This is a genomic window from Nocardia sp. NPDC050710 (genome assembly GCF_040654375.1).
In the GTDB taxonomy this organism is placed as follows: Bacteria; Actinomycetota; Actinomycetes; order Mycobacteriales; family Mycobacteriaceae; genus Nocardia.
Genome location: NZ_JBFAHV010000006.1, coordinates 165411 through 189154 on the forward strand (window position 1 = coordinate 165411; position 23744 = coordinate 189154).

The 23744-nt window shown below is 68.6% G+C and carries 20 protein-coding genes and 4 pseudogenes; 11 read left to right on the top strand and 13 right to left on the bottom strand.

Annotation, left to right across the window (positions count from 1 at the left end):
- Positions 1 to 12: 12 nt before the first annotated feature.
- Positions 13 to 735, bottom strand: a complete 723-nt coding sequence (locus AB0H61_RS14375) for a Mut7-C RNAse domain-containing protein (RefSeq protein ID WP_357303582.1) — start codon at positions 733 to 735, stop codon at positions 13 to 15.
- A 341-nt stretch (positions 736 to 1076) separates the two neighbouring features.
- Between AB0H61_RS14375 and AB0H61_RS14380 the strand changes: the two genes are divergently transcribed.
- Positions 1077 to 1376: a hypothetical protein gene (locus tag AB0H61_RS14380; protein WP_357303585.1), complete on the top strand. Its 300-nt coding sequence runs from the start codon at positions 1077 to 1079 to the stop codon at positions 1374 to 1376.
- On the opposite strand, the gene AB0H61_RS14385 is transcribed toward AB0H61_RS14380, so the two are convergent.
- Complete coding sequence (locus AB0H61_RS14385) at positions 1373 to 3499, bottom strand: EAL domain-containing protein (protein WP_357303587.1); 2127 nt, start codon at positions 3497 to 3499, stop codon at positions 1373 to 1375. The two genes, AB0H61_RS14380 and AB0H61_RS14385, sit on opposite strands and share 4 nt — an antisense overlap.
- Positions 3500 to 3610: 111 nt before the next feature.
- On the opposite strand from AB0H61_RS14385, the gene AB0H61_RS14390 reads away from it, so the two are divergent.
- Positions 3611 to 4417 carry an SAM-dependent methyltransferase gene (locus AB0H61_RS14390; RefSeq protein ID WP_357303590.1) on the top strand — a complete coding sequence of 269 codons (807 nt, stop codon included), beginning with the start codon at positions 3611 to 3613 and terminating at the stop codon, positions 4415 to 4417.
- Positions 4418 to 4420: 3 nt separating this feature from the next.
- On the opposite strand, the gene trxA is transcribed toward AB0H61_RS14390, so the two are convergent.
- Entirely contained in the window at positions 4421 to 4753 is a 333-nt protein-coding gene (gene trxA / locus AB0H61_RS14395) for a thioredoxin (protein WP_357303592.1), read from the bottom strand.
- Between the two features lie 271 nt (positions 4754 to 5024).
- Between trxA and AB0H61_RS14400 the strand changes: the two genes are divergently transcribed.
- The 6 genes and pseudogenes from AB0H61_RS14400 (at position 5025) to AB0H61_RS14425 (ending at position 9600) form a co-directional block, all read left to right on the top strand.
- Positions 5025 to 5540 (top strand): Rv3235 family protein, encoded by a 516-nt coding sequence (locus AB0H61_RS14400; RefSeq protein ID WP_357303595.1) that lies wholly within the window; start codon positions 5025 to 5027, stop codon positions 5538 to 5540.
- A 40-nt stretch (positions 5541 to 5580) separates the two neighbouring features.
- The gene (locus AB0H61_RS14405) at positions 5581 to 5850 is read left to right on the top strand and encodes a DUF2277 domain-containing protein (RefSeq protein WP_357303598.1); all 270 of its coding nucleotides are present in this window, start codon (positions 5581 to 5583) and stop codon (positions 5848 to 5850) included.
- A gap of 11 nt (positions 5851 to 5861) precedes the next feature.
- Positions 5862 to 6377 carry a DUF1992 domain-containing protein gene (locus AB0H61_RS14410; protein ID WP_357303600.1) on the top strand — a complete coding sequence of 172 codons (516 nt, stop codon included), beginning with the start codon at positions 5862 to 5864 and terminating at the stop codon, positions 6375 to 6377.
- Between the two features lie 212 nt (positions 6378 to 6589).
- Complete coding sequence (gene ilvD, locus AB0H61_RS14415; protein ID WP_357303603.1) at positions 6590 to 8299, top strand: dihydroxy-acid dehydratase; 1710 nt, start codon at positions 6590 to 6592, stop codon at positions 8297 to 8299.
- A gap of 106 nt (positions 8300 to 8405) precedes the next feature.
- Positions 8406 to 9010, top strand: a pseudogene (locus AB0H61_RS14420) (ATP-dependent Clp protease proteolytic subunit).
- Positions 9007 to 9600, top strand: coding sequence for an ATP-dependent Clp protease proteolytic subunit (locus AB0H61_RS14425; protein ID WP_357303606.1), 594 nt, complete (start codon positions 9007 to 9009; stop codon positions 9598 to 9600). Before AB0H61_RS14420 ends, AB0H61_RS14425 begins: the two are co-directional and overlap by 4 nt.
- A 10-nt stretch (positions 9601 to 9610) precedes the next feature.
- On the opposite strand, the gene AB0H61_RS14430 is transcribed toward AB0H61_RS14425, so the two are convergent.
- The 3 genes from AB0H61_RS14430 to AB0H61_RS14440 all read right to left on the bottom strand — a co-directional run bounded on the left by AB0H61_RS14430 (position 9611) and on the right by AB0H61_RS14440 (position 11252).
- The gene (locus AB0H61_RS14430) at positions 9611 to 9982 is read right to left on the bottom strand and encodes a helix-turn-helix transcriptional regulator (RefSeq protein WP_357303609.1); all 372 of its coding nucleotides are present in this window, start codon (positions 9980 to 9982) and stop codon (positions 9611 to 9613) included.
- A gap of 106 nt (positions 9983 to 10088) precedes the next feature.
- Positions 10089 to 10508, bottom strand: coding sequence for a lytic transglycosylase domain-containing protein (locus AB0H61_RS14435; RefSeq protein ID WP_357303611.1), 420 nt, complete (start codon positions 10506 to 10508; stop codon positions 10089 to 10091).
- 99 nt (positions 10509 to 10607) lie between these two features.
- Positions 10608 to 11252: a TetR family transcriptional regulator gene (locus tag AB0H61_RS14440; RefSeq protein WP_357303614.1), complete on the bottom strand. Its 645-nt coding sequence runs from the start codon at positions 11250 to 11252 to the stop codon at positions 10608 to 10610.
- A 145-nt stretch (positions 11253 to 11397) separates the two neighbouring features.
- Here AB0H61_RS14440 and AB0H61_RS14445 point away from each other — a divergent pair, with 145 nt between their 5' ends.
- A complete protein-coding gene (locus AB0H61_RS14445) occupies positions 11398 to 11874 on the top strand; it encodes a hypothetical protein (RefSeq protein WP_357303617.1) in 477 nt (158 codons plus the stop codon).
- A gap of 8 nt (positions 11875 to 11882) precedes the next feature.
- Positions 11883 to 12002 (top strand): annotated as a pseudogene (locus AB0H61_RS14450) (3-hydroxyacyl-CoA dehydrogenase); the annotation flags it as partial.
- A gap of 316 nt (positions 12003 to 12318) precedes the next feature.
- Here AB0H61_RS14450 and AB0H61_RS14455 read toward each other — a convergent pair.
- From AB0H61_RS14455 to AB0H61_RS14470, 4 genes are all read right to left on the bottom strand, one after another.
- A complete protein-coding gene (locus AB0H61_RS14455) occupies positions 12319 to 12840 on the bottom strand; it encodes a hypothetical protein (RefSeq protein ID WP_357303620.1) in 522 nt (173 codons plus the stop codon).
- Positions 12841 to 13007: 167 nt separating this feature from the next.
- On the bottom strand, positions 13008 to 13430 hold the full coding sequence (locus AB0H61_RS14460; RefSeq protein ID WP_357303623.1) for a MerR family transcriptional regulator: 423 nt from the start codon (positions 13428 to 13430) through the stop codon (positions 13008 to 13010).
- A 72-nt stretch (positions 13431 to 13502) separates the two neighbouring features.
- On the bottom strand, positions 13503 to 15551 hold the full coding sequence (locus tag AB0H61_RS14465) for a M3 family metallopeptidase (protein WP_357303625.1): 2049 nt from the start codon (positions 15549 to 15551) through the stop codon (positions 13503 to 13505).
- A 59-nt stretch (positions 15552 to 15610) separates the two neighbouring features.
- Entirely contained in the window at positions 15611 to 16843 is a 1233-nt protein-coding gene (locus AB0H61_RS14470; protein ID WP_357303627.1) for a serine hydrolase, read from the bottom strand.
- Between the two features lie 254 nt (positions 16844 to 17097).
- On the opposite strand from AB0H61_RS14470, the gene AB0H61_RS14475 reads away from it, so the two are divergent.
- Positions 17098 to 20571 (top strand): protein kinase, encoded by a 3474-nt coding sequence (locus AB0H61_RS14475; RefSeq protein WP_357303629.1) that lies wholly within the window; start codon positions 17098 to 17100, stop codon positions 20569 to 20571.
- 28 nt (positions 20572 to 20599) lie between these two features.
- Here AB0H61_RS14475 and AB0H61_RS14480 read toward each other — a convergent pair.
- The 3 genes and pseudogenes from AB0H61_RS14480 to AB0H61_RS14490 form a co-directional block, all read right to left on the bottom strand.
- A pseudogene (locus AB0H61_RS14480) lies at positions 20600 to 21462 on the bottom strand (acyl-CoA dehydrogenase family protein).
- A 125-nt stretch (positions 21463 to 21587) separates the two neighbouring features.
- A pseudogene (locus tag AB0H61_RS14485) lies at positions 21588 to 21833 on the bottom strand (helix-turn-helix transcriptional regulator); the annotation flags it as partial.
- Between the two features lie 268 nt (positions 21834 to 22101).
- Positions 22102 to 23670: a phosphatase PAP2 family protein gene (locus tag AB0H61_RS14490; protein WP_357303631.1), complete on the bottom strand. Its 1569-nt coding sequence runs from the start codon at positions 23668 to 23670 to the stop codon at positions 22102 to 22104.
- Positions 23671 to 23744: the final 74 nt, after the last annotated feature.

Sequence of the window (23744 nt, forward strand, 5' to 3'; positions counted from 1 at the left end):
CAGACCGGTCGGTCAGGCTCCGAACTTCGCCGTGGCGCGCGCCACGATCTCGTCGAGGCGCGCGTGGTGCGCCCCCTTCCAATACGCCTGCCCGCACTCGACGCACTGCGCGAAGGTGTCGTAGGTCTGCTCGGTGCTGTCCGGCAGTTGCCCGCGCATCGACTCCTTATCCGCCGTCCGCAGCACGCCGTTGCAGGCGGTGCACCTGGTCCACGGCGCCAGCCGCGGTGCGAAGCGGGACAGCACATCGTCGAGCTGATCGGCGGGACGGTGGCTGTAGATATAGGCGCCCGCGAAGATCTCGCGCCGCCGCAGCAGTCCGCGATCGCGCGAGAGCAGCACCCGGCGCTCGGTCGCGGACCGGGTGGCCAGTGCCGCGTCGCCGATATCGGGATTCTCGTACGCGGCGTCGATACCGAGCAGCCGCAGCCGCCGCGCCAGCGTCCCGAGATGGATATCCAGCAGAAACCGCAGCGGTTCGGTGTGGCGTTGCGGTCGCGGCACCGCACGCACCGAGACGGTCTCCCCGGCGGCCGGAACATGCGACGGATCCACCGCGTGTCCGTCCACCCTCAGTGCGCCGACCTCGGTGAGTGGCACCCCCAGCGACTCCACCACATGCCCGAGGGTCGACACGCCGTCGACCCGCGCGGCCGACCGCACACCCCGGCGCGCCGCACCCACAAATAGCGCCAGCTCGGGTGCGAAGTCGATCGTGATCTCCCCGGTGTCCACCTCGTCAGCATGCCAGCGCACGCCACCCCATGCCCAGGGATATTTTCGACACCGATCGCGACCATGGGAGCCACCCTTTCGGGTTATGGGCTGGCAACCGGTGACGCGGGATGCGCGCCGTGTTGTCGCTGCCACCGTGCGCGGCGGCGGGTGCGGAGATATGCCCAGCGTGCGGGTTTCCGGGCGACGCGTTCGGTGCGAGAACCGGATTCGCGAACCGGTGCGATCCGCCGATATCCGGGGCCGGATCATGGTATCTGTTGAGTTGCTTCGGGCCTTGTCGCCGCCCTGCTGTGGGAGGTATGGGGTCTGTCGGCTCGGCGACGAGGAGGAGCGGGTCCATGGCACAGCATCGCGCGGGTTCCGGCCCGCCGGGCCGGATGACGGTCGACTATTCCCATCTGTTTCCCGGAGTCATTGTCGGCGTGGATGATTCGGCCGACGAGTATCAGGTGCTCTTCGCCGACGGGTCGATCACCGATGCCGCCGTCGCACACGATGCGCGTGGGCAGCAGGTGCTCGAGGTCGCCGGATACACCACGAGCGCGGGGACGGTGGTGCCGGAGCGGATCTGGACGGTGCGATCGGTCGCCGACGGCCCCGGCGGACTGCATATCGAGATAGGCCCCGCACTGTACTAATGGACCGGGTCGACCTCGGACGCGGCGAGGAGTTCGGTGATCTGGTGGGCGGGCATGGGCCGGTGGAAGTGCCAGCCCTGGGCGCTGTCGCAGCCCAGATCGTGCAGGCACTCGGCCTGGTACGGAGTCTCGACGCATTCGGCGGTGACGGTGAGGCCGAGCGCGTGGGTGAGGTCGATGATGGTTTCGAGGACCACCAGATCGGTGCGACTCGGGGTATCCGGGGTGCGGATGCGCTGAATGAACGGGCCCGCCAGCTTGACGACGTGCAGTGGTAGTTGGCCGAGATAGGCGAGATTGGAGTAGCCGGTTCCGAAATCGTCGATGGCGATACGGACTCCGGTATCGGCCAGGGTTCGTAGGGCATCCAGCGGACGCCCGGTGGTCTGCATGAAGGTGCGCTCGGTCAGTTCGAGTTGTAGGTGCTCCGGCGGCACACCCGTGTCGGCGATGATGCGTTGCACGCGATCCAGCCAGCCCGGATCCGCCACCTCGCTGGCGGAGACATTGACGCTGACGGTCGGCGTGCGGCCGGGAAAGCGGTCGTGCCAACGCCTGCTGTCACGGCAGGCCAGTTCCAGCACCAGTGCGCCGAGCGCATCGATATGACCGTTGTCCTCGGCGAGATCGACGAACCGGGCCGGAGGCAGGATGCCCAGATCCGGGTGCCGCCAGCGCACCAGCGCCTCGACCGCGACCAGCCGCCGATCGGGGAGCGCGACGATGGGCTGATAGTCGAGGAAGAACTCACCGCGGGTGAACGAGGCGGGCATGGCGGCCGACAGCTCGGCCCGGGTGTGCTCGTGCCTGCCGCGATCGGCGTCGAATACCGCGAACCGATCGCGCCCCGCGGCCTTGGCCCAGTACATGGTGGTGTCGGCGGCCTGGAGGAATTCGTCGGCGGTGGCGTGCGCGGTGCGGTCCTCGATCACCCCGATGCTGGCGGAGACGGTGAGGTGGTGGCCCTGGACGTCGAACGGCCGGGCCAGCGCGTCGAGTACGGTACGGGCCAATTCGGCCACCGCCCCCGGGCCGATTGCGTGTGGCACCAGGATGACGAATTCGTCGCCGCCCATCCGGGCCACCAGATCGCTGGGCCGCGCGGTGCAGGCACGCAGGCGGACGGCGGCCTGTATCAGCAGTTCGTCGCCCGCCGCGTGTCCGAAGGTGTCGTTGACGCTCTTGAAATGGTCGAGGTCGAGGTAGCAGAGCCCGACCCGGGCGGTGGGGTCGGCGAATGCGACGGTCAGCGCGTCGATGAAGCGGGACCGGTTCGGCAGGCCGGTGAGCTCGTCGTGGTGGGCGCGGTAGTGCAGCCGCTGGCGTAGTGCGCGCCGCTCGGAGATGTCCTCCACCAGAACCAAGGTGTACTGCGGATCGCCGTGCTCGTCGCGGATCAGCGAGACATTGAGATTGGTCCACACCGCGTGTCCGTCGCGATGCGGATACGCCTTCTCCAGTTGGACATTGTCGTGTTCGCCGCGCAGCAGCGCACTGTAGAGCTCCCACATGCCGGGAGGGTCGTCGGGATGGCTGAGATCGGTGACCGAGAGTGTGCACATATCGGCGGGCTCGTAGCCGAGCATATGCGCGAACGCGGTATTGACCTCGATGATCCGTCCGGCCATATCCGACAGGCCGGTACCGATCCCGGCCTGGGCGAATACGGCCCGCAGCCGAGCCTCGCTGGTGCGCAGCTGCTCCTCGGCGGCCCGGCGGGCGGCGATCTCAGCGGCCCGGACACTCTCCTGTTCGGTCAGCAGCCAGCGGCGGAACGCCCGCAGATAGCCGGTGGCGAAGGCGCCGAGCAGTTCCACCACCCTGCCGGACGCGGAGAAATGCGCGCCGAGTACGGCGATGCTGCGTCCGAGCACCTCGTTACCGACGAAATGCGAACGGGCCAGCCGGGCGCCGACAGCGGCGATCCGATCGGTGGGCAGCGGCGTGCGTTCCGCGGCATCGTCGAGTTCGGCGACCAGCTCCGACAGCAGCAGGCGTGCTTCGGCCGCACTCATCGGCACGATGTGATCACGGGCCCCCTCACGGAGTGCTGCCGCCCAGCGTCCGGCGAGGTCGGCGTGCGGGCCATCCGGATCTGGTCCGGGCCCGGCGTCCCAACCCATGGGTAGCCATACTAGTGGACACCACCCATCACGCTCGGCGCTGGGATACCATGCTGACGCCGACGCGCGGTGTCGGCGAAATAGGGGCGGTGCGAAAGGATTTCGGGATCCATGACCAGACCGAGTTGGGCTCCTGAGGGAATCGACCTGGATCGACCCAGTGCGTCGCGGGTGTACGACTACTTCGTCGGCGGCATGCACAACTTCGAGATCGATCGTCAACTGGCGCAGCAGATCGCGGCTTTCACCCCGAATATCGCGGAGACCATGCGCGCCAATCGGGAACTGCTGCGCCGCTGCGTGCGGTTCCTCGTCGACGCCGGGATCACCCAGTTCCTCGACATCGGCTCCGGCATCCCGACCGTCGGCAATGTGCACGAGGTCGCGCAGTCCGGAAACCCTTCGGCGCGGGTGGTTTACGTCGACATCGACCCGGTCGCGGTCGCGCACAGCAGCGCCATCCTCGATGGCAACCCGAATACGGCGGTGATCCACGCCGACGCCGCCCAGCCCGACGCCATCCTGAACGATCCTCAGGTGACCGGCCTGATCGACTTCGAGAAGCCGGTCGCCGTACTCCTGCTCGGGGTACTGCATTTCGTCGCCGACGACGCCGATCCCGCCGGTTGCGTGGCGCGGCTGCGGGATGCGGTCGTCCCCGGTAGCTATCTGGCGATCACCCACGCCACCGCCGACGGGCAGCCTGCCGAGGTTCTCGAGGCGCAGAAACTGTCCGGCCGCACCTCCACCGAAATCGTGCTGCGCGCCAAGGAAGAGATCACCACCTATTTCGACGGCTGGTCCCTGGTCGACCCCGGCCTGGTCCACCTGCCCCTGTGGCGCCCCGAGAATCCGGCCGATGTGGGCGAGCACCCGTGGCAGTCGGGTGCTTACGGCGGTGTCGCGCGCAAGGATTGAGCGTCAGAGTACGTCGGCGAGGTCCTGGAGCAGGCGTCGCTTGGCACGGGCGCCGACCATGGATTTCACCGGTTCGCCGCCGCGAAAGACCATGAGCGTCGGCATGGACAGCACGCTGTAGGCCGACGCGGTCGCCGGATTCTCGTCGACATCCAGTGTCACGACCTTCAGTCGCTCACCCTCCTCCGCGGCGATCTCCGCCAACACCGGCGCGATCATCCGGCACGGCGGGCACCAGCTCGCGGTGAAGTCGACGAGCACCGGCCGCTCGGCCTCGAGGACCTCCACGGCGAAGCTCGCATCCGTCACCGTGACAACGGCGTCTGTCTGAATCATGGGGTCTCCCGATATCCATTGTGGGCGAGACATTTTCCAGCCCGATGACGACGCTAAACCTTGACGTCGACGTCACGGCAAGCCCGGAAACGACGATCCGGCGGTAGCCGCGGGCTCGGCCGCGGTGATCTTCGTCATCACCAACGTGCCTGGTCGAAACAGGTAGTCGACTACTCGGGCCGCTCCGGGGGCCGCACCGCAGAATCGGCGGGAATTCACGGGGTGGTCAGATCCGGTCGCGGGCCGGGTCCGGGGTGAGGGGGAGCACGGGATGGCCGAATGCCACAGGGCATTGTCATCGGTACCGAATTTCGAACCGCCGCTGCGCGGTAGCGGCGGGTACGAGCGCATGCGAAAGTCCGCGGCGTCGCCCCGGGCGGTGCCGTGCCGCGCCGAGGCGTCCCGGTCGCGCCGTCCGGTCCGGACCGAGCCCGTACGGCCCGCCCCCGCGGCCGGCCACGCCTATTCGGACGCACGGAGATTCGCCGAACGGTCGCTGCGGATCGTGCTGGAGGTACTCGACCATCGCAGGCCGGTCGGACAATTGGCGGCTGTCGCGCAACCCTCGGTGGTCGCCGCGATGCGAACGCTGGTCAGCGGCGACCTCGTCCCGGCCCGCGGACTCGGTGTCGCGGTGCTGGCCCGGGTGGATGTGGTCATGGTGGATGCCGCGACCGCGGAGATCTGCGCTCGATATCAGCGCGGCTCGCGCCACCTGGCGCTCGCGGCGCGCATCGTCTGCACCCCGGCACACGGATGGCGGTTGACGGTGCTGCGGGTCCGCTGACCCCGTCGCGGGGTCGTGACCGCCGCGCTAGCCTCGAAGTATGTGCCGAAATATCACCGCCCTGCGCGGGTTGGAGCCCGCGGCGACCCCCGAGGAAGTCGATGCCGCGGCCCTGCAGTACGTCCGCAAGGTCGGCGGCCTGTCCAGTATCTCCGCCGCGACCCGCCCGGCCGTGGATGCCGCCGTCGCCGAGATCGCGGCCGCCACGAGCCGGCTGCTCGCCCAACTCCCGGACCGCAAGGTGCCCCCGAAGACCGTGCCGCCGCTGCGCCGCCCCGAGGTGCAAGCGCGGATCCACGCCCACGACTGAGACCGTCGGCCATGACCGAGCGGAAGCCGGCGGGCAGCACCTTCGAATCGTGGATCGACAAGCAGATACGCGAGGCCACCGAACGCGGTGAGTTCGACAACCTCCGGGGCGCGGGCGAGCCGATTCCCGGGGCGGGCGCTCCGGTCGACGAGAACTGGTGGTTGCGCGGCTATCTGCGCCGCGAGGGCGTGAGCAGCGATGTCATGCTCCCAGCGTCGCTGCTGCTGCGCCGCGATACCGAACGACTGCCGGAACTGGTGCGTGATTTCGACACCGAGGCGGAGGTGCGCGGGGCCTGCGCCGAGTTGAACATGCGCATCGTCGAGTGGTTGCGGCTCCCCGAGGGTCCGCGCGTGCCGATCGCCCCGGTCGACGCCGACGAGGTCGTCGCGCGGTGGCGGGCCGAGCGCGTACCGGCGCCGCCGAAGGGGCAACAATCCGCCCTCACCACCGATGCGCCGCGTTCCACCGAACCGGCCGCACGCCGCCGCCGGTCACGGTGGTGGCGCTGGATCGTTCGCCGATAGTTCGACCCCGGCGCGCCGGGTAATCCGTTCGGACCGGAATCGGCGCTACCACCCCGGCATATCCGCCCCGATACCTCCCGCGGCGCACCGCGTCCGACGGTCGGTTCGGCGTCGTAGCGCCGGGCGCCCGGCGAACCGGGGTACGTTGCAGATCGGACGCTGCTCGACGGTATGTCCGAGGCCCGCGCTGACCCAGGGGAGAGGAGATCTGCATGACGAACCGAACCGAGGCCGATGCGGATATCAAGCCGCGCAGCCGCGATGTGACCGACGGACTGGAGAAGACCGCCGCGCGCGGGATGCTGCGCGCGGTCGGGATGGGCGACGCCGATTTCGCCAAGTCCCAGATCGGCGTCGCCTCCTCGTGGAACGAGATCACGCCGTGCAATCTGTCGCTGGACCGGTTGGCCAAGGCGTGTAAGGACGGCGTCTTCGAGGGCGGGGGCTATCCGCTCGAGTTCGGCACCATCTCGGTCTCCGACGGCATCTCGATGGGCCATGAGGGTATGCACTTCTCCTTGGTTTCGCGCGAGGTGATCGCGGATAGCGTCGAGACGGTGATGCAGGCCGAGCGGCTCGACGGTTCGGTATTGCTGGCGGGCTGCGACAAATCGCTGCCCGGCATGTTGATGGCGGCCGCCCGGCTCGACTTGGCCAGCGTTTTCCTCTACGCGGGGTCGATCCTGCCCGGCATCGCCAAGCTGTCCGACGGGACCGAGCGCGAGGTCACCATCATCGATGCCTTCGAAGCGGTCGGGGCCTGTGCGCGCGGACTGATGTCGCGCGAGGACGTCGACGCCATCGAACGTGCGATCTGTCCCGGCGAGGGCGCGTGCGGCGGCATGTACACCGCGAACACCATGGCGAGCGCCGCCGAGGCGCTCGGCATGTCGCTGCCGGGCAGCGCGGCGCCGCCGGCCACGGACCGCAGGCGCGACGGCTTCGCACGCCGCAGCGGACTGGCCGTGGTCGAACTGCTGCGCCGCGGCATCACCGCCCGCGACATCCTCACCCGCGAGGCCTTCGAGAATGCGATCGCCGTGGTGATGGCGTTCGGCGGCTCCACCAATGCCGTGCTGCACCTGTTGGCGATCGCGCACGAGGCGGAGGTCGAGTTGACCCTCGACGACTTCGCGCGGGTCGGTGCGAGGGTGCCGCATCTGGCCGACGTGAAACCGTTCGGCAGCTATGTGATGACCGATGTCGACCGGATCGGCGGCGTACCGGTGATCATGAAGGCGCTGCTGGATGCCGGTCTGCTGCACGGTGATTGCCTCACCGTGACCGGAAAGACGGTGGCGGAGAATCTCGCGTCGATCGCGCCGCCGGATCCGGACGGAAAGGTGCTGCGCGCCATGACCTCGCCGATCCATCCGACCGGTGGCATCACGATCCTGCGCGGATCGCTCGCGCCCGGTGGCGCGGTGGTCAAGTCCGCGGGCTTCGATTCGAGCGTATTCACCGGTACCGCACGGGTTTTCGAACGGGAACGAGCGGCGCTGGACGCGTTGGAAGACGGCATCATCACCGGCGGTGACGTGGTGGTGATCCGCTACGAGGGCCCCAAGGGCGGTCCCGGCATGCGCGAAATGCTCGCCATCACCGCCGCGATCAAGGGGGCAGGGCTCGGCAAGGACGTCCTGCTGTTGACCGACGGCCGCTTCTCCGGCGGCACCACCGGCCTGTGCGTCGGGCACGTGGCGCCGGAGGCGGTCGACGGCGGGCCGATCGCCTTCGTCCGCGACGGCGACCGCATCACCCTGAACGTGGCCGACGGAACCCTCGACGTGCACGTCGACGAGCGCGAGTTGGCGGCGCGCCGAGCCGACTGGCAACCGCTGCCTCCGCGCTACACCCGCGGTGTACTCGCCAAGTACACCAAGTTGGTGGGATCGGCTTCCGGCGGCGCCGTCTGCGGATAGCGGCTGTCCGGCCGTCCCGGATGCCGGTCGACAGCGCTGCTGTGGGCAGATCCGCTCAGAGCAGCGTGGGGCGACTTCGCGGTGCCGATGGGGGCACGGTGGAGGCATGGCTCACGACGACAAGACCCCGATGTTCAGCTGGCGCGCCAGGGAGCAACTGCTCGGGCGCCGGGTATTGGTGCTCGACGGTCCGCTCGACGACGACAATGGGACGCTGCTGATGACCCAGCTGCTCACCCTCGCCGCGGAGGACGCCGAAACCGGCATTTCGCTGTGGATCCACTCGCCGGGCGGATCGGTGCCGCGATGCTCGCCATCCGCGATGTCATGCGATTGATACCGTGCGAGGTATCCACGGTGGCTCTCGGATTGGCGTGCAGTGCGGGGCAATTCCTGCTCTCCTCAGGCAGTCCGGGTAAACGGTTCGCACTACCGCACGCCAGGATCCTGATGCATCAGGGTTCGGCCGGTATCGGCGGCAGTACGGTCGAGGTCGAGGTCCAGGCCGACGACCTTCGCTACACCGTGGATACGGTGCTCGGCATCATCGCCGAGGACACCGGCCAGCCCTTCGACCGGATCTACGAGGATTCGCTGCACGACCGCTGGTTCACCGCCGCGCAGGCCAAGGAATACGGCTTCATCGACCACATCGTCGGCTCGTTCGGGCAGATCGTCTCCCAGCGACAGCGGATCGGAATTTCGGCATGAGTACCTACACCATTCCCAATGTCATCGCCCAGCATCCGCGTGGCGGTGAGCGGATCACCGACATCTACTCGCATCTGCTCGCCGAGCGGATCGTCTACCTCGGTACCCCGATCGATTCGGGGGTCGCCAATGCGCTGATCGCGCAGCTGCTGCATCTGGAGTCGGAGAGTTCCGAGCAGGAGATCGACCTGTACATCAATTGCGAGGGCGGTGATCTGCCCTCGATGCTCGCCGTCTACGACACCATGCAGCACATCTCGGCTCCCGTGCAGACCACCTGCGTCGGCCAGGCCATCGCGGTCGGCGCGGTTTTGCTGGCCGGTGGCGCACCCGGCCGTCGCGCGATGCTGCCGCACGCCAGGGTGGTGCTGCACCAGCCCGCCGCTCGCGGCCAAGGCGCGATTCCCGACCTGATCATCCAGGCCGACGAACTGGTGCGAATGCGCGCGGAGATCGAATCCATCCTGGCCAGGCACACCGGGCAGACGCCGGAGCGGCTGCGCCACGATACCGACCGGGATCGGGTCTTCACCGCGCGGGCAGCGGTCGACTATGGTCTGGCCGACCACGTGCTCGGGCCGCGCGGCTGACCCTCGTCGGCTAGGCCGCGAGCATGAGTGTGCGCGCGGCGCCGGAGTGCCTGGCCTGGGCGCGCCTGCGCTGTGCGCGCAGTTCATCCGCGACCTGTTCGGTGAGGTCGCCGAGTGTGGTGCCGAGTGCACCGGCCAGCGCGGCGATCATCTCGCTGGACGGCTCCTTGCGCCCGCGCTCCACTTCGGACAGGTACTGCGGCGAAATGCCCGCCCGTCCGGCCGTTTCGACGAGTGTCTCGTCCTGCTCGCGCCGCAGTTCGCGCAACCTTTCGCCCAGCACCACGCGCCACAGTGGCTCCGGCGGAGTCTGCGATTCCTGGCGCCGCGGCCGGTCGTCACGTCCCCCGGGAATCGCGTGCAGCTTCGGATGCTCGGTCATGATTCGAGCGTACGATCCCGGCCGCCCGGCGCTGCGCCGATTACGCTCTGAGCGTAGGAGTTTCCGCGCGGTCGAGGGTAGTGCCGTGCGGCGCAGGGCAATTGGGTCAGTACCAGTGGTGTATCTGCCAGAAGGCCCACGCGCGGTCCGGGCTGCCGTAGCGGGCATTCATATAGTCGTAGGTCCAGCGGATCTGGGTCACCGGGTTGAACAGCCAGTCGGGCCCGTGGGTGCCCATCTTCTCCGGCGGCAAGGCCTGGCCGAGGCCATAGGCGCCGCTGGCCGGGTTGACGGCGAAGACGTCCCATCCGCTTTCGCGGGTGATGATGTTGTCGAAGGACTGGAACTGGTGGGCGGGGACGATGGTCAGTGCCACCACTTTGACGCTGCTGCGTGCCAGGGTGGCGATGAGCCCGGCCGTGGGCGTGACGGGGATATCGGATTGCGTGGTTGTGGCCGCGGCGGGAGCGGCGCACAGGCACAGGGCGCACGCGGTGGCCGAGGCGGCGAGGATGAGTCGCGACATCGGAATTACTCCTTTCGCGCGGATGGCTCAGGAGTCAGCAAACCAGGAGTTACCTTCGTTCCGATGTAGGTGACACGGCGTGTCAGCGAAAGGGCGGTCTCAACGGGTGACCGGCGCCTGCCACATACCGACGATGGCGTCGATGAGTCCGGTCCCGCATTCGTGCCAGTTCGCGCGTGGTTCCGGGGTTCCGTCGGCGAGTGCGCGCTCGAATTCGGCGCATACGTGGACAATCAGATGACGTCCCATATCGTTGCGTTCCCGGCGGACGTGCGGCGGCAGGTCGGGCAAACAGCGGTTCATGCCCTCGATGGTGCGCAGCAGCGACGGTGAGGTCAGCGACTCCTCGTACATGATGGGGCGCAGTGTCGGATCGGTCATCACCTGCGCGCCGAACCGCGCGAACCAGCTGGGGGATCCGAGGTCGGCGAAGTGCTCGGTGACGGGTCGGACCAGGCAGGAAATCCAGTCCGGTAGCAGCGTCGAGTCGTGATGCTCGGCCAGCAGCCGCATCCGATGTGCCTCGATCGGTGCGGTGTGTTTGCGCACGATCGCCCGCACCAGATCGGTCTTGGTGCCGAAGTGGTAGCCGACGGCCGCATTGTTGCCCTGACCCGCGGCCTCGCTCACCTGACGATTCGAGATCGCGACGACGCCGTATTCGGCGAAGAGCCGTTCGGCTGCCGACAGGATGGCTTCCCTCGTTGCGGTGGCTCGGTCCGGCCGCGTGATATTGCCGCTCATGATCACCGCATATCGTACCGACGATTCGACCCGACTCTGTGTGCGCGTCCGGTAGCTGAGAGTTCGCTCGGAGATCTCCGATCGCGCGGATGTCGCCGCCGGGACGCTGTTCCGCTATGCGGCGTCCAAGGGCGAGCTACTGCTGATGGTCAACAACGAGGACTTCCGGGCGGCGCTCGATCGCGGCGAACGGGACGCGCATGCGCGGCGCGATCCCATCGCGGCGGTACTCGGCATGGTCGGGCCGACCGTCGAGGCGGTCCAGCGGCACGTCGAGAACGGCGTGGCGTACCAACGTGAACTGTTATTCGGCGCGCCGGCCGAGAAGTACCGGACGGAAGGGCTGGTCCTGGTCGCGCGGCTGGAGTCGATGATCGCCGAGCGGCTCGTCGCGGCGGCGGGGGAGCGCGGCGTCGACGCCGCGCGGGCCCGGCGACCCGCCCTGTTGGCGGGGCGAAGCGTTTTCGCGGTGCTGCACCTGATCCTGGCCCGGCCGTCGACCGGCCCGCAAGCGGGCGACGACGGGCTCGGTGACCTGCGCGACCAGATCGCCCAGATCGTCGCCGGCTTCTTCGCGGCGATCGACACCCGAGCAGGCGCGGGGCGGACCGCGCCCCGCTGAGGAAGGAGAAAGAGAAGGCGGGTTGCGTACTCAACTCGCTGCTGGTGTCGTTCCTCAACTCCGCGATGGCTCTCAGCGCGGGCGGATTCGCCGAACCGGAGGCGGTCGACGAGACCTGGCGGATCGCGTAAGGCATTGCGTAGCAGGTACTTCGAGGGGAGGAGTCGGGCGGATTACTCCTCTGGTAGCGGAATCAGCTCGAGATGCTCGGCCGCCGGTCCGGTGCAGGTGGCTCGTCCGGCCACCAGGCTCACCCCGCCGCGGTGTGCCGCGAGCCACGTTCCACAGACGCAGCGGAGGTAGCGGACGGAGCCGTGTGATGACACGGGCATGGGCGAGGGCCAGGAGCAGGTGGGGCACGTGGCGGACATGGCTGCTAAGCCTGGGTAACGGTCACCGGCATTGCAACGACCGCCCCGGCGTGGCGGCCCGACTGATCCCGGATTACCCGCAGTAGTGGCAGATTCCGCTCGCGGGCAGCTGAATGAAGCACTGGCCGCACATCCGCGCACGGGTCGCCTGCGGTTCGGGCTCGGGCTGGGCCGCGGCGGTGGTGGCGGTGCTCACACGGCGCCGGGCGGCCACCTTGGGGGTGAGCGGCGGTATGCCGCCATCGGCGGGCATACCGGCCCCGAAATGCTGGTAGCACTGCCAGCGAGCGTAGGCGGCGTGCAGTTCGAGGTCGTCCGGGATCGGCAGCCCCGCGAGCTCGAGCACATAGCGGTAGGTGTCGCCGACGGTCTGGTTCTGTCGCACGCACAGCGCGGTCAGCGGCGGTTCGCCCGCGCTGTGACAGCGCCGGGCCACCTTGCGCAGGATGGCGTCCATCCAGGTGCGCGTCGGCGCCTCGGTATGTACGCCGGAGGTCTCCTGCACCCGCTCGGCCAATTCGTTGACGGTGATGAAATGTCCATAGCCGGTAGCGGTTTCGGCCAGTTCCGCATGCGCTGCCAGCGCCCATGCCACGGTAGCTTCCCGGAACGGCACCGCCGTGCCGTCAACCGCTCGCCATGCTCCTGCCGTTGTCGCTAGGGAATCCCTCATCACCCGAATAAGTTAACGCGTCACCCGCCCGAGCACCGAATGGCATCGTGTGTTGCACGCGCCACGCCGGAATCGAACGGCGTGGCGCGCTACGCCGTGAGGTGGATGCCGCTCGGCGCCAATTCGCAGCGGGGCGGCGGGAGGTCCGGCCGATCCGCGACCACGACGCCGGGGTGATCCAGTCGGGTGTGAATCCATTCCCGCACGTCCCGCAGCCGTGCGATGCGGTCATCGATCTCGGCCAGTTTGCGGCGGTAGACCTCCGAGGAGGCGGCGCAGGAGTCACCGGTGGGGTTTCCGGCCCGCAGGCACTCCACGAACGGCCGGATGTCCTCCAGTTCGAATCCGCAGTCCTGCAGCGTCCGGATCTGTCGGAGCACGCGCAGATCGTCCTCGGTATAGATCCGGTAGCCGCTGTCGTCGCGATGCGCGGCCAGCAGTCCGCGCGACTCGTAATAGCGCAGCGCGCGGGTGGTGGTCGCCGCGCGCTGGGCCAACTCTCCGATATGCATTCCCGGTCCCTCCGACCACGCCGATGCTAGACATTGACGTCGACGTCAAGGCAAGGAAGAAAATTCCCCGGGTCAGCCGGTCAGACCTCGCCGGGCCAGCAGCGGCTGGATTTCCGGGGCCCGCCCCCGGAAGGCTTCGAAGGCCTCGAGCGGGTCCACCGACCCGCCACGCGACAGTAATTCGCGCCGGAACACCTCGCCCTTGTCGCGGATCGAGGCGGCGCCGTCCTCGAACCACTCGACGGTGTCGGCATCGAGCACCTCGCTCCAGATGTAGGAGTAGTAGCCCGCCGCGTACCCGCCCGAGAAGATGTGCGCGAAATAACCCGTCCGGTACCTGGGCGGAATCGCCGCCAGGGCGACACCAGCCTTGCGCAGCGCCTCCTCCTCGAACGATTCGGCATCGGCGCCGGCCAGCGCCTCGGCCCCCGGCACCCGGTGCCACGCCCAATCCAGCAGCGCCGCACCCAGGTACTCGACGGTGCGGAAGCCGGTGCCGAACCGCTCGGCCGCGGCCATGCGCTCGGTCAGTTCGGCGGGCATCGGCTCGCCGGTGCGCACATGTCTGGCGTAGTTGGCCAGCACCTCGGGCCGGGCCATCCAGACCTCGTTCACCTGCGACGGGAACTCCACGAAGTCGCGCGGCACCTCGGTACCGGCGAAGAACGGATACCGCACGTCCGAGAACAGCCCGTGCAGGGCGTGGCCGAATTCGTGGAAGAGCGTCCGGACGTTGTCCCAGGTCAGCAGTGCGGGCTCACCCGCCGCGGGTTCGGCGATATTGAGATTGTTGACCACCACCGGCCGTGTCCCCAGCAGCCGGGACTGGCTGACCAGTTCGTTCATCCAGGCCCCGCCGCGCTTGGAGGGCCTGGCGAAGAAGTCACCGAGGAACAGTCCCAGCGCCGCCCCGTCGGCGTCGAACACCTCGAATACGCGGACCTCGGGGTGGTATCCGACCAGATCCTCGCGCTCCCGCAGGGTGATCCCGTAGACCTGCTCGGCGGCGTAGAACACCCCGTCGCGCAGCACGCGCTCCAGCTCGAAATACGGGCGCAGCGCCTCCGCGTCCACCGAGAACTGTTCGGCCCGAACCTTTTCCGACCAGAATTGCCAGTCCCAGGAGCGCAGTTCCGCATCCGACCGCGTGGCCGCGCGCATGGCCGCCGCGAGTTCGTCCGCCTCCCGTTCGGCATTGGCCACCGCCGGTGCGACGAGCCGTCCGAGCATCTCCTCGACCGCCTCGGCGGTTTTGGCGGTCTGGTCCTCCACCGCGTATGCCGCGTGATCCGGGTAGCCGAGCAGCGTCGCCCGCTCGGCTCGCAGCGCGGCGATCCGCACCGCGAGTCCGCTGTTGCGGCCGTCCGCGCCGAATCCGCGTCCCAGCGAGGCCGCCATCACCCGCTGCCGTACCTCCCGATCGGCCAGTTCGGCGAGTACGGGCTGGTTGGACACATTCTGTAAGCGCAGCGCCCACGCCCCGTCGTGGCCCAGCGACCTGGCATTCTCGGCCGCCGCGGCCACTGCGGCGGGCCCGAGCCCGGCCAGCTCGTCCTCCCGTTCCAGGACCAGTGCGGCGGCATTGGTCGCCGCCAACAGGTTCTGGCCGAATTCGGTGGCCGCGGCGGCCAATTCCGCGTTGAGCTCGCGCAACCGGGTCTGCCCGGCGGGGTCCAGCCGGGCGCCCGCCCGGATGAACCGCCTTCGGTACTGGTCGAGTAGTCGCAGCTCCTCCGCGTCCAGGTCGAGGTCGTCGCGGCGCCGGTGCAGCGCTTCGATCCGGGCGAACAGTGCGGCATCGAGGTATATGGCGTCCCGGTGCGCCGCCAGCTTCGGCGCGATCTCGGCCTCGATCGCATCCGTGCCCTCGGTCGAGTCCGAGGACGTGATATTGAAGAAGACATTCGATACCCGGGTCAGTACGGCACCCGAACGCTCCAGCGCCACCACGGTATCGGCGAAGGTCGGCTCCGCATCGCCCGCGGTGATCGCCGCGACCCCGGCCAGCTGCTCGGCCATGCCGCGCTCGAATGCGGGCAGATAATGCTCCTCGCGGATCTCCGCGAACGGCGGCAGTTGATACGCGAGCGTGCTCGGCTCGAAGAACGGATTGCTCGTCATGCCCCGACCCTATGCCGAAACCCGTGCGGCAGGGCCGGTCACCGCCGATGGCCGCCTCGTCAGGGGTCCAGGCGGCCGACGGTGCCGGAGATCTGGGCGCACAGCCGCCACGGGCGTGCGGTATCCGCGGTCGCCTTGCCGCTGGTGAGGATCGCGCCCGAGAGGCCGCGGGCCGGGTCGGCCCAGCCGTACTGGGTGGTCAGGCCGCTGCGCCCGAAGTGGGTTCCGGTGTCGCGGCCGAATTTCGAGCGCCTGCCGCCGAGTTCGTAGCCCGCCCGGCTGACCCGTCCGGCGAGCCCGGGCAGCCAATCAGCGGGCTGCACCGCTCGGCGCAAGGTATCCGGCTGAATGATCCGGATACCGTCCAATTCGCCTCCGCGCGCGAGTATTTCGTAGAAGCGGGACAGTTCGTACGCCGTGGTGACGAGATTTCCGGAGGGCAGCTCCGCGGTGAGGAAGGCGCGCTGGGCGGCCGTTGAGGTCGATCCGGACATGCCGCCGCCCAGTGCCTTGCGTGCCAGGAAGTTCCACATTCGAGACGGGCCGGGACCGACCTTCACGCTGGGGACGATCTTGTCGACATCCTCGGGTCGCACCCCGAAATTCGTCCACCGGAACCCCAGCGGCTCCAGCACCTGATCGCGCAGCTGATCGCGCATCCGCAAACCGGTCGCCCGCTGCACCAAGAGCCGTTGGATCAGCCCGCTCGTCAACGCGTGATAGACGCGGAATCGGCCGGGCGGCCAGCTCGGGACCAGATCGGCCAGGGCTCGCACCGCGAGTTCGTCGTCGACCACCAAGTCGAACCCCCGGTACTCGCCGGTGACGAACGGCACGCCCGCGGAGTGCGACAACACCTGACCGATCGTGATCCGCTCTTTGCCGTTGGCCGCGAATTCCGGAATGTATTCGCAGACCGGATCTTCCAGCGCGAACGCGCCTTGCTCGATCAGCATGAACATCAGCGCCGCCGAGACGCCCTTGGCGGTGGAGAACCCACAGAACGGCGTATCCGTGGTCACCGGCACCTTCTCCGCCTCCGGCGGGTCGGTGGGGGCGTTGCCCCAGCCGTGGCCGATCGCGCGGTTCAGGACGATCTTCCCGCCGCGTCGCAGGCAGATCTGTATCGCGGGCGTGGTCCCCATCCGGTACCACGCCAGCACCGACGCCCACACCGATTCCATCTGCCCGCGCGTCAGCCCGGCATCGGACGGATCGTCCTCGTGACCGATCGTCGTCACCGAATCCAGATCCGGCACGACCGTCACCAGCGGGGTAGGAAGTGGGCTCACCCCGACCAGGATAGTGATCGGCCGCCGCCGCTCCCGGGCGACGAGCCCACCGGTCCCGGGCCGGATGGTGATCACCGGGTGCTCGGCCGGATCGAGCCACCGCATGACGGCGCGCAACTTCGTCGCACCGAGGTTCCGGCCCGCTTTTCCGGGCGTTCACGACACGCCCAGCGGCACGCGGTTGGGCACGCGCACGTTCGGCGGGACGGGCATATGCTCGAGGTATCTGGCCGGTTGTCGTTTTCGAGGTCGCCGTGGCGCAAATCGATCCGTTCTCCACGCAGCGTGATCTGGCCGAAGGTTTCGCGGCGGAACTCGACGCTGCCGGATTCACCGATGCCACGGAGATCGGCCGCGGCGGATTCGGTGTGGTGTACCGCTGTTTCCAGGCCGCCCTGGAGCGCACGGTGGCGATCAAAGTGCTGACGGCCGATCTCGAGGCGGAGAACCTGGAACGATTCGTCCGAGAACAGCTCGCCATGGGCAAGCTGTCCGGTCACCCGAATATCGTGAGCGTTTTCGAGGTGGGATCCACCGCGGGCGGCCGACCCTACATCGTCATGCCGTACCACTCGCACGGTTCGCTGGATGCCGAGATCCACGAGCACGGCCCGGTCGGCTGGCAGGAGGCGCTGCATATCGGGGTGAAGATCGCCGGCGCCCTGGAGACCGCCCATCGACGCGGGATGCTGCACCGGGATGTGAAACCCGGCAATATCCTGCTGACCGAGTACGGCGAGCCGCAGCTGGCCGATTTCGGTATCGCGCGGCTGGTCGGCGGGTTCGAGACGACCGCGGGCACGATCACCGGTTCACCGGCCTACACCGCGCCGGAGGTGCTCCAGGGGCATGCCCCGGACGTCACCTCCGACGTCTACAGCCTGGCCTCGACGCTGTTCTGCGCCAGCACCGGTCACGCGGTCTTCGAGCGCCGCAGCGGCGAGCAGTTGGTGGCGCAGTTCCTGCGCATCACCAAGCAGCCCACACCGGACCTGGGCGTGTCGGGACTGCCCTCCGACGTGACCGAGGTGATCGAGGCTGCGATGTCCCGCGAGCCCGCCGAACGACCGTCCAGCGCGGCCGAATTCGGAAACCTGTTGCGCGAGATCCAGGATCGGCACGGACTGGCCACCGACGATATGCCGATCCCGCTGCCCGCCGCGGAGCCCACGGGACATCGAGCGTCCACGACGCCGACCGGGCACCGGCGCACCCCGGGATGGCATACGACGCAGACCACGACCCCGCCCGTGGCCGCGACCCGATTGCGGCCCCCGGTGGCCACCCGCGCTCTCGTCGAGCGGCCCCGGTTGATCGAGCTGCTGCGGCACGGATGCGGCCGCAGGCTCGCGGTCATCCACGGCCCCACCGGTTTCGGCAAGACGACGCTGGCCGCCCAGTGGTGCCAGACGCTGACCGCCGAGGGCGTCGCGGTGGCATGGTTGACCGTCGACCAGGACGACAACAATGTGGTCTGGTTCCTGTCGCATCTGATTGATGCCATTCGCGCGGTACAGCCGTCGCTCGCACGGGAATTGGGCGTGCTGCTGGAGGAGCACGGCGACGAGGCCGAACGGTACGTGCTGACCTCGCTGATCAACGATATCGACCGGCGCGGTGAACAATTGGTGGTAGTCATCGACGACTGGCATCGCGCCACCGACCCCGCGACCACCCGGGCCCTGCGCTATCTGATCGAAGGCTGTAGCCCGACCCTGCATGTCGTGGTGACCAGTCGCAGTCAGACCGGGCTGCCGATGAGTTCGACGCGGGCACGCGACGATCTGGTCGAAATCGGTCCCTCCGACCTCCGTTTCGAAGTCGACGAGGTCTACACCCTGCTCGTCGAGCTGGGCGGGCTGGAGCTGGATCGCAGCGATATCGAGGACCTCACCGAATCGACCGAAGGTTGGGTCGCGGCCCTGCAACTGGCGGCGCTGTCGATGCGCGGCAGCGACGACCCCAGTGCACTGATCAGCCATCTGACCGGCCGCCATCACGCCATCAGCGAATTCCTGGTCGAGAACGTGCTGGATACGCTGGAACCCGGGACGCTCGACTTCATGGTGGCGACGTCGATCTCCGAGCGGACCTGCGGGGAACTCGCCGAGGCGCTGACCGGCGTGGCGGACGGGCAAGCGATGCTCGAGCAGATCGAGCACCAGGATCTGTTCCTGCGCAAGCTCGCTGACGGACATTGGTTCCGCTATCACCATCTGTTCCAGGATTTCCTGCGGCAGCGCCTCGAGCGGGACCGGCCCGAACGAATCCACGAACTGCATCGAACGGCGTCGCGGTGGTTCGCCGATCGCAGCTACGTCAGCGAGGCGGTCGACCACGCGCTGCTGGCCGGGGACGAGCGACAGGCGGTCGAGATCGTCGAGCAGGACGGTATGACGCTGCTCGAGTACGGACAGTTCGCCAGCCTCATCGGCCTGGTCAACAAACTGCCCGCTACCACCATCGAAACCCACCCGCGGCTGCAACTGGATCTGGCTTGGGCCAATATCCTGCTGCACCGGGCGGGTCCGGCCCGGCACGCGCTGCGGATGGCGGAGATGAACCTCGATAGCGGTGATCTGGACACCGACGTCGAGGCGCTCCTGCGCGCCGAAGCGGGTGTGGTGCGCGCCGTGGTGACCGTGCGGGCGGACCTGCTCGACCGTGTCGAGGACATGCTCGCGCCGTGCTTCTACCTCGCGGATGAACTGTCTCCATACGTGGTGGCGATCGGGGCGAATGTGGCCAGCTTCGCCGCGGGCTACCGCTACGACTTCGACGAGGCGGTGCGCATTCAGGAGTGGGCCGCACCATATATGCGGCGGAACAAGGGGTTCTACAACCGTGTCATCGGGTTGTGCTTCCTCGGTCTGGCCGCCAGCCTGCAACTCGACATCACCAGGGCGCAGGACTACTTCCGCCGGGCAATGAAGGTCGCCAAGCAGTCCGGCGGCAGCCACTCCTACGGTGCTCGGCTGGCCGGATCCCTGCTGGGTGAATTGCTCTACGAACGTGGCGAGATCGCGGAGGCCGAACGCCTACTCGATGAGGGCTACAAACTCGGACCCGATGCCGGTGTCGTCGACTTCAAGCTGGCCCGCTACGTGGTCGGGGCCCGCATCAAGGCGCTGCGCGGGGACCGGGCCGCGGCCATTCGCCGACTGAACGAGGGTGCCCGCGTGGCACATTCGATGTCGCTGCCGCGGCTGCTGGCCGAGGTGGAGAACGAACGCTTGCGTCTCGGTTTGCCGCCGCATCCCGAATTCGGGCCGCTGCCGGTGGTCGAGTACGCCCACCGCCGCACCCCGACCGACCCGATCGACGAAATCACCGTGCTGTACGAGGAATTCACCGCCATCCGGCTGTTGCTCGCCGAGAACTCCCCGGAGCGCACCGAACTGGCCCGCACCTGGGCGCAGGAATGGGTGGACCGACTCGAATCGGTCCATCGCCCACGGGAATTGCTGAAGGCGCGCCGCCTGCTGATCGCCTGCCTGGCCGCCGCGGGCCGCATCGACGCCGCGAAGACATTGCTGGCGATGGTGGTGGCGCAGTGCGCCGAACTCGGCTCGGTCCGCTACCTGCTCGACGGCGGCCCGCACGTGGTGGCGACCCTGGTCGCCCTGCGCGCCGACCAGCTCGCGGACCGCTGGCATCCCGAATGGCCCGATATCCCCGCCGGATTCCTCCAGGCAATGGTCGAAGCAGAAGCGGCGCAAACCATATGATGCCGGGCCGACCGGGAACCGCGCCGACTCAGAGGCTGCGGCCGATGATCAACTTCATGATCTCGTTGGTGCCGCCGTAGATCTTCTGGATGCGGGCATCCGCGTAGAACCGCGAGATCGGGTACTCGACCATGTAGCCGTAGCCGCCGGCGGCGGCGATGACGCCGAGGATCAATCGCTCTTGGGGCAGCTGCTGCATCAGCTGGATGAAGCCGAGTCCCTCGGCGCCACCGAGCAGATTCGACTGCGGCACCCGCACCTCGTCGAAGAACAGTTCGCAGGTGTCCTGCCCGTGCTGGCCGATCTTCTCCAGGTTGCGCCCGCGCCGGAAGCCGTCCCGGTCGGTCTCCACCGCGATGAGCGAGACGCTTTCGGCGCCCTTGCCCTCGCCGGTCTTGACCGCGACGATCACCAGGTCGGCCAGGTAGCCGTTGGTGATGAAGGTCTTGGCGCCGCTGATGATGTATCGTCACCCTCCTTGACCGCCCTGGTTGTGATGCTCTGCAGATCCGAGCCGGTGCCCGGTTCGGTCATCGCGATCGCGCCCACGATTTCGCCGGAGGCCATCTTCGGCAGCCAGGCCCGCTTCTGCTCCTCGGTGCCGTAGGCGAGAACGTAGTGCGCGACGATTCCGCTGTGCACCGGGTTGCCCAGACTGGGCGCCAGACCGCGGACCTGTTCGGTGAGCACGACGGACTCGTGCGCGAAGGTGCCACCGCCGCCGCCGTACTCCTCGGGGATGCTCAGGCACAGCAATCCGAGTTCCCCCGCCCTGTTCCAGACCTCGCGGTCGATGTGGTGCTGGCGGCCCCACCGCTCCTCGTTCGGGGCACATTCCTTCTCGAAGAACCGGCGTGCCAGGTCGGCCAGCGCGTCCAGGTCCTCGTCCATCCACGACGAACGGTGCAGGGCCACGAGTGAACTCCTCTGTTCTGATACAGATCCGCTGTGACCGTAAGGCGGGGGTGGGCCGCGGCCAATGACCGCTGCGCTCGAACCGTTGACCGGATCGCTCGCTAAGACTGGTAGGAGCCCGGTGGGCTGCCCGTCCATCGGCGAAAGGCCCGGGAGAACGCGCTGGGTTCGGAGAAGCCGAGCCGCCGGGACAGCGCGGTGACGGTCTCCTCGCCGCGCACCAGGCTGGAGATGGCGGCGTCGCGCAGGATCTGTTCGCGGATTTCGCGCGGCGAGGTATTGCCCTCGTCCCGGAGCCGGCGGCGCAGCGTCTGCGGACTCATGGCCAGTTCGGCCGCGATGTCCTCGATGCCGGGCTCGACGATCGCCCGCACCCGCTGGATCGGGAGGGTGGATCCGGCTTCGACGGTCGGGTGGGGCGGCACGATCCGACGCTATCAATCGCCCATGGATTCCGAAGTCGAGTTGATGCCGCCGCACCCGCCGCCTTCGCGGGTGCTCGCTATCCGGAGTACCTGTCCCGCAAAGTCGGACGCTGATCACGCCGGAATCGGGCGCGGCTGTTCGCCGGGCGGGGTGATCGGTTGCGGTGCAGCCGGATTCGGGGCGCGGCCGTCAGCGTGTCCGGCGCGCGAACACCCCGAGCATCGTCAGTGATCCGCGGTGGTGCGGCCGGTCCCGGGTCGCCCAGCGCGGATTCTCCTCATCGCGGCGGTAGGCCGCGACCTGGCCCGCCACCGCAAAGCGCAACCGGTGTGTCTCGCCGAGCACCTCGCCGTCGGCGGCGACCGGCTCCGGGGCGTCCAGGTGCACGATGAACTCGGGCACCTGCTTCTCGTGGTACACCTTGCTGTGCCCGATCGCGGCCAGTAGCAGGGCCACCGCCGCGCGGGTTCGGGAGAACCGCAGATCGGCGCGGAGCCAGCGCACATCGAGCAGCCTGGAGTCCAGCCGGGAGCGGAAGGCGGGCACCGCGCCGTGCGGGTGATACGGGCCGTTGCCCACGAAGACGAACCACACGTCGTGCCACTGTTCGTCGATGCGGATGCGGATCGGCTGTGCCCGGCGCAACGTGACGAACAGGGCGGCGGCGAAGGCGGGCCATTTGCCCCACCGCCCTTGCCATTGCTCGCGCAATCGCACCAGATCCGGGTAGGCGCCCAGGCTGGCGGTGTTGATCAGATAGTGGGTGCGCGTGCCGTCCGCGGCCTCGAGCTCCACTGTCGCGATATCGACCGCCACCGCCTCGCCCGCGCCGGTCGCGTCGACCACCTCGCGCAGGTCGTACACCCCCAGGTCGCGGGCGAAATGGTTCAGTGTGCCGGTGGGAATGACGACCAGCGGCAGCCCGTGCCGCAATGCCACGGTGGCCGCCGCCGCGATGGTGCCGTCACCGCCCGCCGCGCCCACCGCGAGCGTCTGCCCGTGGGCGTCGGCCAGCGCCTGCGTCAACTGTTCGACGCAGTCGCGACCCGGTTCGGTACGCAATACGGTGGCCGCGGGCAGGGCTGCGGCGACGTCGGGGGTCGGGTCGTATCCGGGACCACCGGACACCGGATTGACCAGCACCACAAGCCCTTTGCCTTCGACGAGCACGGGCACATCGCGGACCGGGACGGCCGCCGCCTCATCGGATTCGCGCACCGGCCACCAGCGGCGGGTTGCCAGGGCCACCCCGGCCCCGACGGCCGCGCCGACGAATACGTCCGAGCTCCAGTGCACCCCGGTGTGCACCCGGGAGTAGGCGACCGTCGCGGCCAGCGGCGCGATCAGCAATCCGGCGCTCGGGCTCTCCATCGCGACCGCCGTGGCGAACGCGGCGGCGCTCGCGCTGTGGCCGGACGGGAAGGATGAGGACGTCGGGAACTTGATCAGCCTGCGCTCGGTGGGCAGCAGTTCCGCCGCCGGCCTGCGGCGCGCGATCAGCGACTTGAGCACCAGGTTGACGGTCAGGCTCGCCCCCGCGACCGATACGGTGCCGCGCAACGCGGCCCGCCGCGTCGCACCCTGCCGGGCCGCGAGCAGCAGCGCGATACTTCCCCAGAGCACGCTGTGATTCGCCGCCTTGGTCAGCCGCTGCATGCCGCGGTCGACCCCCGACACCGGAATCCGCGCTACGGCGCCGCTGACCGCCCGATCCACATGTCCGACGCGTCGAAACGGCCGGCCCACCAACTTGCTCACCTGTTTGAAAATACAGCGCCCCCAGGACCGCCCGCCGAGATCGTTGGGCGGCGCGCGCGGTGTCGGAATACCGG